Here is a 13286-nt window from a genome sequence, read left to right on the forward strand (position 1 = left end):
ACTAAGATTCATAGGAGCAAGCTCCCATGTCTCTTCGTTCGACTTGCATGTGTTAAGCACGCCGCCAGCGTTCGTCCTGAGCCAGGATCAAACTCTCCAAGATATCTTGAAGCTATTTGCTAGCTCATTTGTTTTTGTTACTTACGTAACTTGAATTTTTTGGTTGGTTTCTTACGAAACCCGCACTCTGGCATATGTACATTACTTAGTAATGTTTACCTTATATTGTTCAGTTTTCAAAAATCTGTTGTCGCTATTTCTTCAACCGACGACTTGATTATCTTATCATTTTCAAGATGTCTTGTCAACAACTTTTTATGATTTTTCTCGCTCATCTAGTACCTATTCTCTAGACAAGCAAATTAAAACAGCTCATACCTGAACTGTATTAGTATTGTATCCTATTGCATCATAAATTGCAAGGGGATTTTAATTATTTTTTTGTAGGCGTTCTGTAGTAGTCAAACATGTATGATACAGACCCCTCAAAGTATATCAACTACGCGCCTACATATTCATCGGATGATGTATATCTACTATTTTATGTACTATATTATTACATCTACTTGTATAATGATAATGTATTTTTACATGCATTAGGAAAATATATTTCTTCAGTCATGATACATGTCGTAAGAAGGTCCTCCTTAACATAGTGATTTAGTCACATTTCATTATTATAGAGGACCTTCTTATTTTTATGTATCACTCATATCCTATAATCTTGCCGTTAACTAATACTACAAGATAACCAATAGCATTCGCTATCCATTTACAAATATCATTCCATATTAAAAATAAATCCTTGTTGCTTAGCTTGTTTTAATACTTCTTTTCTCTTCATATTAACTTGTTGACTGTGCTTAACAATTTGCGCCGTAAATTTTCCTACAGAGTGATTACTGTCACGCAAATCATAGTACTCTTCCATTTCCTCATCATACTCTTCCAATGCCTCTATATAACTTTCAACCACATCGTATGTATCATCAAATACATTCATATCACGTGGCATACGTGGTTTTAACTGAGGATGTTGATCGGCCACACCTATCCCTAATCCTAACACAGGGAATGTATATTTAGGCATATGTAACAATTCAATTAATTGTGGTGCATCATTTAATATACTTCCCAAAAATACTGTTCCAAATCCTCCAAGTTCTGCAGCTCCCGCCATATTTTGTGCGGCCAAGGTCGCATCTGTCCAACCTTGTAAGAACCGATCTGCATCACATAAATTATCTATACTTTCCCCCTGTTCTTCTGCGATTTTAACATTTCGATAACAGTCAACTAAAAAAATAAATAGTTCTGGCAATCGGCCTACATATTCTTGCTGACAAATCTGGGCTATCTGTTTTTTTACTTCTGGATTAACGACACGAATCATGCTAAATGATTGCAACCCCAAACTAGTGGCCGTACGTTTCGCCACATCAATTAAAATACTTAAATGTGCTGGTGACATTCTACTAGGCTTAAATTCTCTAATTGTTTTATGATTTAACAGTACATCAATCGGTGTCATATGCCTCTCCTTTGTAAACATCATAATACCCCTATAACAATTACTACCTATAATACCTATAGTGAAAGCTATCTAATTTGACCTAATTTAACAAAATCAAAACTCTATCTTATAGTCGCATCATTTCTCCATGAATGCTATACGTCTGCTATCCTATGTATATTGCTAAAACACCTTACAAAAATGAACGTCATAAATAAAATTTTTTATTCTGGTACCGTACCCACATGAACAGCTACAATACCTCCAGCTAATTCATAATACGTAGGATTTACAAATCCTACTTCCTTCCAATATTCCAAAATTTCTTTTTGATGTGGATAGCGACGCAATGATTCCGGCAACCATGCATAAGATGAATTATCTTTACTCAAACGTCCCAGCAATGGCAATATTTTTTCAAAGTACAAATAATATAATTGCTTAAATCCTATCATTGTTGGTTTTGCCAGTTCAAGAGTTACCACTTTACCGCCTGGCTTAACTACACGTTTCATTTCCCGCAATACCTGTTTAACATCTGGCACGTTCCGCATAGCGAATCCACTCATGGCTGCATCAAATAGATTATCTTCATAGGGCAACATCATCGCATCACCTTGCACACAATGAACTTGAGCATCAAGTCCATGACTATGAACGCGCTTTCTCCCTTCTTCCAACATATTTTTATTAAAGTCCAGTGCTTCCACCGTTAGTGTTGGTTCTTGTCGTAACGCTTCAACAGTAAATACACAGGTTCCACACGCTACATCTAGTATAGTATTGTGTGGTTTGACTTCCATTTTCTGTACAGCAAATTTGCGCCAAAAATAATCTTGTCCAAAACTTAGTACTGTATTCATTAAGTCATAATGTCTAGCTATATTAGAAAATACGCCTTGCACAAACAACTCTTTGTCTTCATGACTTTTAAACTCTTTATCACTCATCGATAACTCCTACGCTATATTCTCACTACGAAAGTAATACTTTCCTTTATTATTGTTATTAACTATATAATACTGCATAATGATTTTATTATACCTCATTTACGCCGTATACAAAACTCTATCTACTAATTAAACAGTAATAAAACCATCATCTGTTTTCTTTCTATCCTTATTTATATTCAATAAATTAAATATAAATAAATTACAATTATCCCTTGCCATTATACACTTGTTCGTATTATAATGACATATGTCTATTATGAGTAGAATTTTATATAAGGGAGACGTAGTATGAATAGTTTCATCAAAACAATCAACAAAATTAGTTTAATCAAACAAATCTTAGTAGGGTTAATAATTGGTATACTTGTAGCAATAGTTTTTCCGATCTTTGCTAAGGAGTTATCATTATTAGGTATTATATTTGTAGGTGCTTTAAAAGGGATTGCTCCTGTATTAGTATTCTTCTTGATTATTGCTGCTATTAGTAAACATCGCGCTGGTCAAAAAACTGGTATGGGTTCTATTGTTATATTATATGTAATAGCTACCTTTCTTGCAGCCGCTACAGCTGTTATTGCAAGTTTTCTCTTTCCTACTACCTTGCATTTAGTATCTAGCGCTACTGATGCTGCTCCTCCAGAAGGCATTGGAGAAGTTATTAAAACATTGCTAAAAAATATCGTTGATAATCCAATACATGCTCTTCAATCAGGTAACTACATAGGCATCTTGGGATGGGGCTTAATCATTGGTGCCGCTCTTCGTCAATCATCGTTAGCCACTAAAGAAGTTATGGAAAATCTTTCTACAGCCATTACCAAGGTAGTAGGTTGGGTCATTCGTTTTGCACCTCTTGGTATCATGGGATTAGTAGCTGATTCTATCGCTACTAATGGTATCGAAGCGCTCATTAGTTATGCACAATTGCTCATCATCTTATTGGGAACCATGCTTTTTGTTGCCTTAGTGATTAATCCAATTATGGTCTTCGCAAAATTAAAACGTAATCCTTATCCATTAGTTTTTAAATGCTTACGAGAATCTGGAATCACTGCCTTTTTCACACGTAGTTCTGCAGCGAACATTCCCGTAAATATGGATTTGGCAAAACGATTGAAAATTAATCCTGACACCTATTCCATTTCTATTCCTCTAGGAGCTACTATCAATATGGGTGGCGCTGCTATCACAATTACTATTATGACCTTAGCTGCAGCTAATACATTGCATATTCAAGTCGACATATTAACTGCTATTTTATTAAGTGTCATCGCTACTGTCGGTGCTTGTGGGGCTTCTGGTGTTGCTGGTGGTTCTCTATTATTAATCCCATTAGCATGTAGTTTATTTGGTATTTCCAATGATATTTCTATGCAAGTTGTTGGTGTTGGTTTTATCATCGGTGTATTGCAAGACTCTACAGAAACAGCTCTCAATTCTTCTACAGATATCTTATTTACTGCTACTGCGGATTACGCAAAACGTGGATATCCAGATACACTGGATTAATAGTATACGGTATAAAATTATCGCCTTACTTATGGTATATAAACCAGTTATCTACAACAATCGGTTTACACTACTAACATTATTTCTGTAATAAAAATATCCTATTGCAATGACAGACGTACTTAGTCATAGTTCACTGATTAAGTATAATCATATCCATTCCTATTGTTTTCCCTTTCATATAAAGAATCGAAGAAAGTTGATCCTTTTGATTTGCTTTCCTCGATTGTATGAACACTCTATTTTGTTACGCTACCATATTTATAAAAAAAAGAGATCCTCATCGATCTCTTTTTTTATTCTAACTATGTAATCCTGTATACATCATTTCATAAAATTATACACTCATATATCTACTACTTTATAATTTATTCTTCTCCATTAGCATAATAATGATGAGCATGAATATCCACCTTATAATCAGAATTAATGGTATGAATGCAAGTAACAAAAAATTGTATAATCTGTTCTTTATGTTTCCATTCTTTAAAAGTAAGCATTAAATCAAAACTAATTACTTTTCCATCATTTTGTTCAATAATACGCAAATCATGTATATCAAAATCTTGATTATAGGCTTTCACAATATTATGAATTTTATTAAACCAACGAATAGTTTCTTTATCACGATTAAGTGGATCCATATGCGTCGTTAATACAATGCCCATTTCATTGCGAATGTCTCGTTCAATTCTATCAACCAATGTATGAGCATCTATCATATCCATAGCTGCATTTAGTTCAACATGAATACTTGCAAATTCTTTGCCTGGACCATAATCATGAATCATCAATCCATGCGTGCCTAATACTCCATCATAGGATGTGATAAACTTAATAATAGCATCTACTCTTTCTTTAGAAGGTTCATTACCCAGTATACAATTAGTTGCTTCTTTTAGTACACGAAATCCTGCGAATCCAATTAAACAAGCTACTAATACGCCCAAGTAACCATCAATAGAAACATCAAATAAATAGCCAACTAATAAACCAATTGCTATGGATCCTGTAGCAGCTACGTCAGATAAACTTTCTGTTCCATTGGCAATCAATATGGGGGAATTAATTTTGTTGCCAATTGATTTTAAGAATGCACTAAGCCATACTTTAAGCACCATTGCCACAATCATAACTATAAATGCTACTATAGAAAATTCCACAGGCGTTGGGTGTAAAATTCTATTTATAGACTCTTGTAATAATTGAATGGCTACAACGAACAAGATAATAGAGAAAACGATAGAAAATAAATATTCTGCACGGCCATGTCCATAAGGATGACCTTCATCAGGTCGTATATTAGAAAACTTAAAGCTCAAGAGAGAAATTAACGAACCACCTGCATCAGCCACATTATGAACCGCATCGCTAATCATAGCGATAGACCCAATCAAAAGTCCTACGATTAATTCGCCAATACAAATCAATAAATTAACAATAACACCTACAATGCCCGATAAGCGACCATAATTATATCTAACTTCTTGATCTTCCACATTTGTGTGATCTTTTATAAATGTATGAATTAAGAATCGTTCCATTTTGTCTCCTTTACTATGAATACCTCTTACTACTATATCATATATGCACTATAGTTTTTACTAGACATATTACTTATATCTACTAACCAATAGCACTACGTAACTATTACTATTTCTTTCATTACATATAGTATACAACACATTCTCATTGATAATCAATGATAATGTGTTGTATACTATTGCCAATTTAGCATAGGTTTTATAATCTATATCTATATATATAAATATAATTATGTTATAATGAATACATATTACTAAGAATTACTATCATTACCTATAGAAAGGATATACTTATGAAACAATACGATCTAATCGTCATTGGCACAGGTGGCGCATTAATAGTGGCTGATGCAGCTATAAAAAAAGGATTGCACGTAGCCATTATTGAAAAAGGAAAATGGGGTGGCACTTGTTTAACTAGAGGATGTATTCCTACAAAAGTCATGGTTACAGTAGCCAATGCTATCCGTGAAATTGAAGATTATAAAAAAATTGGCGTCCATACTTCCACGCCATCTATCGATTGGGATTTAATGTCCCAACGGGTATGGCAAAAAATTGATGAAAGCAAAGGTATTCTTTCCTATTACAAGCAATTTGACCACGTAGATGTCTATGAAGGGGCTGCTACATTTATAGAAGATAAAGTACTGCAAGTTGCCATGAATGATGATTCTCAATCAGATAAAATGACCAGTGCACATATTGTAATTGGCACTGGTGGTCATTCTAAAATCAATCCAATTCCAGGACTCGCTGAAGCTGGTTATCTTTCCAGTGAAAGTTTATTTGGCCATAAATATCCGAAAAAGCCTTTCAAGCGCTTAATTATCATGGGTGGTGGCCCTATTGGAACAGAATTTGGTCACGTTTTTTCTGCTGCAGGTACAGAAGTCCACTTAATACAACATAATAAGCGTTTATTGCCAAAAGAAGATAGCGAAATTTCTGAGCAAATTTATAAGGATTTAACGCGTAGTGGTCTTCATATATATCTTAACCAAGAACCTGAAAATGTACGAGTAGAAAATGGTCAAAAAATTGTTACGATTCGTGATAGAGCCACTAATGAGATACAAGAAATTGCAGGCGATGAAATTCTGATGGCCTCTGGTATCAAACCATCTACCGAGGAATTGCATTTGGAAAATACATCGATTAAAACAAAACGTGGTGGCTGGATCATGACAAATGAGTTTTTAGAAACCTCTGTAGATGGTGTCTATGCCATGGGTGATGTGAATGGAGAAGCTCCATTCAGACATAAAGCAAACTATGAAGCTGATATTATAGCTCATAATCTATATCGTGCTACTAAGCCTGAAGAAATGCGTTGGGCTAGGTATGATTTAGTACCAGCTGTCACCTTCACATATCCAGAAGTAGGCCATATCGGTATGACCGAAGAAGAAGCTACTAAAGCAGGGTATCATGTTGGTGTTGGTAAAAATTACTATTCTAGTTCTGCCAAAGGATTTGCCTTAGGCTTTAATCCTGGTGACGAGGATGACGGTTTTATTAAAATTGTTGTTGACAAAGATACGAATTATATCTTAGGCGTTCACGTTATTGGGCCTCAAGCGTCTATTTTATTTCAACCCTATGTAAATCTATTAAATAGTGGCGATACGCCATTATCTATCATTAATGAAGAAATAGCCTCTTCCAATACGCGCACACTACGAAAAAAAGGATTAGTTAGAAAAATGGATCCGCACTCTGTAATTACAGTGGGTGAAACTATGTCTCCTCATCCATCATTAATCGAAGTAGCCATGTGGACGCAAGTCTATTATGAACACCGTTGGTAATTTGTATCTACAATCACCTATCAGTATCTATACAATAGAATGACAAAATAGAATCACCTTACTTAGTTATAATTTTCCTATTCATTATAACTAAATAAGGTGATTTTTATTATTTTTATAGTAATTTCTCTTTCTAATGGAATAAATTTTCCATCGTCTATATTCTATTTTTCTCAATACTAACGCAGTTAACATTCATGAATAGAGGTCTGATTGTTTGTATTATAGTTACTAGCACGCTTCTATCCATAAGACAACTCTACTAGATTAATTTAATTTTGATATATTATAATTATCTCCAATTACAATAATAATATCTGTCTTTTTCAATATTTCTTTTGGATTCGGCGGCGCCATAATATCATTGCCTCGTTTGATTGCTATTACATTAATATTATACTGATCACGCAACTGCAATTCGACTAGACTTTTACCTATCATAAACTTAGGAATCACCATTTCCACGATGGCAATCGTATTAGACAATTCAAAGTAATCTAATACATGTTCTCTTGTCAACATATGTGCCACACGCGTTGCCATATCAAATTCTGGATAAATAACTTCATCTACCCCAATTTTTCTTAATAATTTACCTTCCGTACTAGAAGTTGCTTTCGCTACTAAATATGAAATATTTTGTTCTTTCAACACTAATGCAGCGAGCAACTTAGCCTGTGTATCTGCACCAATAGATAATACAACCACATCAAATTCTTCTAAATGTAAAGCTCTAATAGCATCTTCATCGTTAAAGTCTGCAATGATGCCTTGTGTTATATAGGGAACCATTTTTTGAACAATGGTTTTATCTTTATCAATGCCTAACACTTCATGTCCCAAAGCAACAACTGTTTTTGCCAAGGTACTCCCAAATCTTCCTAACCCAACGATAGCAATACTTTTTCGTTTCATACTAGGTCTCCTACAATACGATATGTCCTTCTGGATAAGCTATAGGATCTTGTGCCTTTCTACGCAAAGCAAATGTACCAATTAAGGTGAGCACCCCAATCCTACCGGTAAACATAATAATGATTAATACCCATTTACTACATGTATCCAAATAGGGTGTAATCCCCATCGATAAACCAACTGTACTAAAGGCAGATTGTACTTCAAATAATAATGATAAGAAGGGGTACGGTTCTTGCCATGCCAATATACAGGTTCCCAACAAAATGCAAAGGGTAGAAAAAAATACAATACCACAAGCACGGTAGATAGTATCATTAGCAATCGACGATTTGCCTAACACTACATCCGTACGTCGATTAAATATATGTGTTGATACAGCCCAAATAATGGCTATGGTACTAATTTTAACACCACCACCAGTTGAATTAGGTCCGGCTCCAATAAACATTAGTATAATGGTTACAAATGCCGTAATAGGATGAACAGCACTATAATCAATAGTAGCGAGTCCAGCTGTACGAGGCGTAATAGCCTGAAATAATGCCGCTTGCCATCTATCGAGATAGGCCAGTTGCCCCAATGTTTCCCCATTCGACCATTCTAACATGGCAATGAACACCGTACCTAGAACAACTAAAACGACTTGTCCATATAGCATAATTCTCGTATGCAATTCTAAATGACGAATCCCCTTATATCCATTATGGCCTATATCATACAAAGCCATATACCCAAATCCGCCAATACTAATCAAAGTGCAAGTAATCAGTGTAAAAGCCCAATCACTAATCATGTTATAAGGTAATGTATTATCAAAAAATACAAATCCTGCATTACAAAACGTGGAAATTGATTGTAATGTACCATAATAGAAGCTGCTACTTCCTAAGTAAGGGTATAATTGCCATATATACCCAATAGCACCTATCATTTCTACCACTACTGTTAAAGTAACAATACGTTTAACAAGTAAAACAATAGAATTGCGAGTATCTCCAGTATCTGCTTGTATTAAGAGGCGGTTTTCTAATCCAATCCGCTTTCTTAATACTAGCAGAATAATAGTAGATAATACCATCGTACCCATGCCACCAATTTGGATTAATACAATCATAATTAGTTGGCCTACTAGGGACCAATGTGTATACGTATCCACCACTGTAAGTCCCGTAACAGATACACAGGAGGTAGCCGTAAATAAAGCATCTATAATTGATGTCATTCTATGATCTGCTGACGATATAGGTAACATTAATAATATAGTACCTACAATAATAACGCCAATAAAGCTAATAGCCAGCCAGCGATAAGGATTAATAGCAGCTATAGCATGTAAACTTCTAGGCGTTAGGTGTTCTTTTTCTAACATAATAGATTCACCACGATATTACTAAAATGGACTATAATGAGCCGACTCATTACATGTGACGATACTCACCATAGTCCCTTATATGACGCGTATAAAAACTAATACTAATCCTTATTAATTGGTTCTCCCTTGCTCTGTGAAAGAATAGAGCCTGTAGTCGCATCGACCACTACATCTATTTTCATTCCATTATGGTGTACTGTAACTGTATAGGAAACCTTTCCTTTTTCAGCTTCTACCTTCCAACCCTTGGCAATGGCACCCTCTCCTACACTAGATACAGCGTTAGCTTCTGCCGCATGAGGAGCAATCACATTAGCTGGATTAAAAATTTTTTCCACTAAATTCTTTTCTCGACCTGATACTTCTTGTTTTTTAATAGCCCCAGTAATAACATCAATAGAAATTTTATACGTATTTTTCAACGTATATCCTTCTACTTGATACACAAATTGACCTTTATCTGCTCGTAAAGAAATAGAATGTACTGCCGAATCAGGATAGGTAGTTAAAAAAATAGTTGCTGCTTCTGACATTGATAATAACATGGACTGACCTGGCTTACGATTCAATGTTTGTGCTGCCATATCAGCATTACTAGTTGCCGCTAGTGCATTCATCGGTATAACACTAACAAAAAGACCTAACACAACTGCGCCTGTCACCATAGATGATACAAATTTTTTATTCATCATATAACAACCTCCTAATAGCAATTATCATATATTAAAGAAAGTATAACAAAATCATATGATATATACAATATATCATGTAGTATAAGTATCATACCATTTTATTCAATATTCGTATGTAGTCGGCGATTTACATCTTCTCGTAACAGCTTATAAATCGTGGCTGTTAACGGTACACTCAATAACATTCCCACTATACCAAACAACGCACCACCAATAGTGACGGAAGCAAACACCCATAATCCTGGTAAGCCTACCGATCCTCCTACGATGCGAGGATAAATGAAATTACCTTCTACTTGTTGCATTACCACTAATATAATTAAATATACCAACGCTTCCATGGGACTGACTGTCAATACCATCAAGAGGCCCATAATACCACCTACATAAGCGCCTACCATGGGTACAAGTGCCGTTAAGCCAATTACACAACCGATGGTAGATGCATAGGATACTTGAAAAATAGCCAGTACCACACCTACTAATGTACCTAATATAACAGCATCTAGAAACTGACCAACAAAAAACTTACTAAATGTATCTGATCCAACGGATACAATGTGACTCATCTTTCCAACCATCGTATCTGGCAAATATGCTCTAAACAACTTGCTAAATTGATAGGTAAGTCGCTCTTTATCTAGCAAGATATAAATAGCAAAAATGAGACCAATGACGAAATTAATAAACCATGTTACTGCTGACCCCATAGTAGATACAATATACCTACCGCCTTGTGTTCCCCATGTACGAACTTGTTCTATCATACTTTCTGTAGAAATTGAATCTGCTACAGTAATATTATTTCCTACTTGAATCACACTAATATGCGTCGTTACCCATCGCATAGTGTCTGTATACAAAACTGGTAGTGAATTAACAATAATCCCTAATGAATGTATTAATTGTGGAATCGCCATCCGTCCAATAAAAGAAATAACTACTATGATGGTAACTAACGACAGAATAATAGACACTAATCTTTCCAAATTAGTGTATCCTTTACTAGGGAATATTCGTCTCCATAATCGTTCAAATTGTTGTACTAAAATATCTAAAACAAATGCCAAAATAGCGCCAATTATAAATGGTACAAGTGCTTCAATTAAGGCGGAAATAATCGCCAATACATCATTAAATCGTATGGCAATAATTCCCATAATACCGGCTAATACAACGGCTATAATAATTCCTTTATAAGGTGTTAACCATTTCATCGACTATGCTCCACTTCTATGATTATCGTCTTCCCGTAATCATATAATCAATGCTATAGCGGCCAGGGCCTCCAATAAAAATCATTAAAAATCCAACACCAACTTCAACAGGATATATCCAGTGAAGAAAACCTGTATCATATTGCACCCATATAGCCATAGCTAATACAATACACACCATCAACGACCCAAGCCTAGAAAACAAGCCAATCCCGACTAAAATACCGCCTATTATTTCACATAGAGCCGCTACTATACCAAACTCATAATACCAACTATGAATACCTAATAAACTAACAGCACTACCTACAGAAGCAATCACATCATTGCTGGACTGTAACTTAGCAAGGCCATGCATAAAAATTGCTAAGCCTATCACAATACGATATATAAAAAGTCCTAAATCTTGGTGCCTAAATAGCCCTCTGAACAATAAGGACATAGTAAATCCTCCTTGCCTATATGCAAATAATGCACATTGCAGATAATGACAACCGCAATGTGCTATCGTATAGGAATCATATATTTTTATTGACTACTATACTACTTACTATTAACTATAATACTACCTGCCAATCATTGTTTTCTAAAATCATGTCCATACAACTAGTACGGACGATGTGACATATTAGTAGATGTAGGCTGAGATGCATCTATGTTCATATCAACCATACGTGTAGCCCATTGAAATTCATCTTTATCAAATTGAGCTTGTGGTGTTGCCCCTACTATGGCACTCCAGAAAGCAGCCACTACAAATGCTATAATATATTTTTTCATATTCTTTAATTGTATCCTCGCTACATTACTAAATCTACCTATAATTATATATTTCACTATATAAAATTCTACAGTATTTCTTATTCATTATACATAAAATCACAAGATTTTTCAATTTCCATTTCTAATCAGTCATCACTTGTTTCTCTCTACATAATCCCTTATACTGAAAGTATATTTATAAGTATATAAAAAGCTATTCATCAATAGATATATATAACTACTATGATAAGTATCTACGATTAGAAAGGAGTTCCGATAGTCATATAACTATCGTACTATACCATGATGAAATCAATTATTCTCGCTTGCCCTACACTTCGTTATGAATTAACTGCGGCCCTTACGTCACAGCATGCTACTATTCCGATTCAATATATACCACAACATTTACATGAGACACCCGATGCATTACAACGTCATTTACAACAATGCATTCATCAATTATCTAATGAATACGATCGTATCATCATCTGTGTATCCTCCTGTGGTGGCGGTACGGCAGGACTTATGTCTAACTCCAGTGAGTTAATCATCCCACGCACACGTGATTGTATTGATATTCTATTATCCAATGAAGATTCGCTAACAACTCTACAACGTCCTATTGATGGTGTTATTTTTACTAAAGGTTGGGTCGATTTTAATACAAATTCCCCTCACTCTCTAAGTAATTTGACCCAAACTAAAGGGAAAGAGTATGCTGAAAATTACATACGTAATCTATATGATGGATTTAATCATTTTTATTTTGTCGACACTGGATTAGGTCATTTACCATATATCCTCGAAAAAATGACGCCTCTAGTAGACTGTCTATATGGCACATCAGATATCATACATGGCAACTATGGGATTTTAAAAAAAATAGCCCGTGAACAATTTGATGAAGACTTTATCAAATTATCAGCACACATGGCAGTGGATACCAGTCAATTTCTAAGTTGGTGCTAGTTATGTACATGCATCATCTATAG

General features: G+C 34.8%; 12 protein-coding genes and 1 rRNA gene. 3 read left to right on the forward strand and 10 right to left on the reverse strand.

Going from position 1 to position 13286, the window contains the following annotated elements; genetic code table 11:
• The 3 genes from K357_RS0105700 to K357_RS0105710 form a co-directional block, all read right to left on the reverse strand.
• A 16S ribosomal RNA gene (locus K357_RS0105700) occupies positions 1 to 103 on the reverse strand; the annotation flags it as partial.
• Positions 104 to 781: 678 nt separating this feature from the next.
• A complete protein-coding gene (locus K357_RS0105705; protein WP_028257847.1) occupies positions 782 to 1531 on the reverse strand; it encodes a nitroreductase family protein in 750 nt (249 codons plus the stop codon).
• A gap of 206 nt (positions 1532 to 1737) precedes the next feature.
• Positions 1738 to 2463 (reverse strand): class I SAM-dependent methyltransferase, encoded by a 726-nt coding sequence (locus tag K357_RS0105710; protein WP_028257848.1) that lies wholly within the window; start codon positions 2461 to 2463, stop codon positions 1738 to 1740.
• A gap of 291 nt (positions 2464 to 2754) precedes the next feature.
• On the opposite strand from K357_RS0105710, the gene sstT reads away from it, so the two are divergent.
• Positions 2755 to 3975, forward strand: a complete 1221-nt coding sequence (gene sstT / locus K357_RS0105715; RefSeq protein WP_028257849.1) for a serine/threonine transporter SstT — start codon at positions 2755 to 2757, stop codon at positions 3973 to 3975.
• A gap of 368 nt (positions 3976 to 4343) precedes the next feature.
• On the opposite strand, the gene K357_RS08920 is transcribed toward sstT, so the two are convergent.
• Complete coding sequence (locus K357_RS08920; RefSeq protein ID WP_051212140.1) at positions 4344 to 5519, reverse strand: cation diffusion facilitator family transporter; 1176 nt, start codon at positions 5517 to 5519, stop codon at positions 4344 to 4346.
• Between the two features lie 293 nt (positions 5520 to 5812).
• Here K357_RS08920 and K357_RS0105725 point away from each other — a divergent pair, with 293 nt between their 5' ends.
• Positions 5813 to 7330 carry a dihydrolipoyl dehydrogenase family protein gene (locus K357_RS0105725; RefSeq protein ID WP_028257850.1) on the forward strand — a complete coding sequence of 506 codons (1518 nt, stop codon included), beginning with the start codon at positions 5813 to 5815 and terminating at the stop codon, positions 7328 to 7330.
• A gap of 267 nt (positions 7331 to 7597) precedes the next feature.
• On the opposite strand, the gene K357_RS0105730 is transcribed toward K357_RS0105725, so the two are convergent.
• From K357_RS0105730 to K357_RS09725, 6 genes are all read right to left on the reverse strand, one after another.
• Positions 7598 to 8245: a potassium channel family protein gene (locus K357_RS0105730; protein WP_028257851.1), complete on the reverse strand. Its 648-nt coding sequence runs from the start codon at positions 8243 to 8245 to the stop codon at positions 7598 to 7600.
• A gap of 10 nt (positions 8246 to 8255) precedes the next feature.
• Positions 8256 to 9617, reverse strand: coding sequence for a TrkH family potassium uptake protein (locus K357_RS0105735; RefSeq protein WP_028257852.1), 1362 nt, complete (start codon positions 9615 to 9617; stop codon positions 8256 to 8258).
• Between the two features lie 104 nt (positions 9618 to 9721).
• Positions 9722 to 10312 (reverse strand): PepSY domain-containing protein, encoded by a 591-nt coding sequence (locus tag K357_RS08925; protein WP_051212142.1) that lies wholly within the window; start codon positions 10310 to 10312, stop codon positions 9722 to 9724.
• A 98-nt stretch (positions 10313 to 10410) separates the two neighbouring features.
• Positions 10411 to 11529: an AI-2E family transporter gene (locus K357_RS0105745; RefSeq protein WP_028257853.1), complete on the reverse strand. Its 1119-nt coding sequence runs from the start codon at positions 11527 to 11529 to the stop codon at positions 10411 to 10413.
• 22 nt (positions 11530 to 11551) lie between these two features.
• On the reverse strand, positions 11552 to 11971 hold the full coding sequence (locus K357_RS0105750; protein WP_028257854.1) for a DoxX family protein: 420 nt from the start codon (positions 11969 to 11971) through the stop codon (positions 11552 to 11554).
• Between the two features lie 164 nt (positions 11972 to 12135).
• Positions 12136 to 12309, reverse strand: coding sequence for a hypothetical protein (locus K357_RS09725; protein WP_156004908.1), 174 nt, complete (start codon positions 12307 to 12309; stop codon positions 12136 to 12138).
• 285 nt (positions 12310 to 12594) lie between these two features.
• Between K357_RS09725 and K357_RS08930 the strand changes: the two genes are divergently transcribed.
• Complete coding sequence (locus K357_RS08930; RefSeq protein ID WP_071838038.1) at positions 12595 to 13263, forward strand: DUF1638 domain-containing protein; 669 nt, start codon at positions 12595 to 12597, stop codon at positions 13261 to 13263.
• Positions 13264 to 13286: the final 23 nt, after the last annotated feature.

The organism is Veillonella montpellierensis DSM 17217 (assembly GCF_000426745.1).
GTDB lineage: Bacteria > Bacillota > Negativicutes > Veillonellales > Veillonellaceae > Veillonella > Veillonella montpellierensis.

Excerpts from the sequence above, each read along its gene's own strand:
- sstT (WP_028257849.1), top strand. The coding sequence starts at position 2,755 with ATGAATAGTTTCATCAAAACAATCAACAAAATTAGTTTAATCAAACAA.
- K357_RS0105705 (WP_028257847.1), bottom strand. The coding sequence starts at position 1,531 with ATGACACCGATTGATGTACTGTTAAATCATAAAACAATTAGAGAATTT.
- K357_RS08925 (WP_051212142.1), bottom strand. The coding sequence starts at position 10,312 with ATGATGAATAAAAAATTTGTATCATCTATGGTGACAGGCGCAGTTGTG.
- K357_RS0105730 (WP_028257851.1), bottom strand. The coding sequence starts at position 8,245 with ATGAAACGAAAAAGTATTGCTATCGTTGGGTTAGGAAGATTTGGGAGT.
- K357_RS0105750 (WP_028257854.1), bottom strand. The coding sequence starts at position 11,971 with ATGTCCTTATTGTTCAGAGGGCTATTTAGGCACCAAGATTTAGGACTT.
- K357_RS0105725 (WP_028257850.1), top strand. The coding sequence starts at position 5,813 with ATGAAACAATACGATCTAATCGTCATTGGCACAGGTGGCGCATTAATA.
- K357_RS0105710 (WP_028257848.1), bottom strand. The coding sequence starts at position 2,463 with ATGAGTGATAAAGAGTTTAAAAGTCATGAAGACAAAGAGTTGTTTGTG.
- K357_RS08930 (WP_071838038.1), top strand. The coding sequence starts at position 12,595 with ATGATGAAATCAATTATTCTCGCTTGCCCTACACTTCGTTATGAATTA.
- K357_RS0105735 (WP_028257852.1), bottom strand. The coding sequence starts at position 9,617 with ATGTTAGAAAAAGAACACCTAACGCCTAGAAGTTTACATGCTATAGCT.
- K357_RS0105745 (WP_028257853.1), bottom strand. The coding sequence starts at position 11,529 with ATGAAATGGTTAACACCTTATAAAGGAATTATTATAGCCGTTGTATTA.
- K357_RS09725 (WP_156004908.1), bottom strand. The coding sequence starts at position 12,309 with ATGAAAAAATATATTATAGCATTTGTAGTGGCTGCTTTCTGGAGTGCC.
- K357_RS08920 (WP_051212140.1), bottom strand. The coding sequence starts at position 5,519 with ATGGAACGATTCTTAATTCATACATTTATAAAAGATCACACAAATGTG.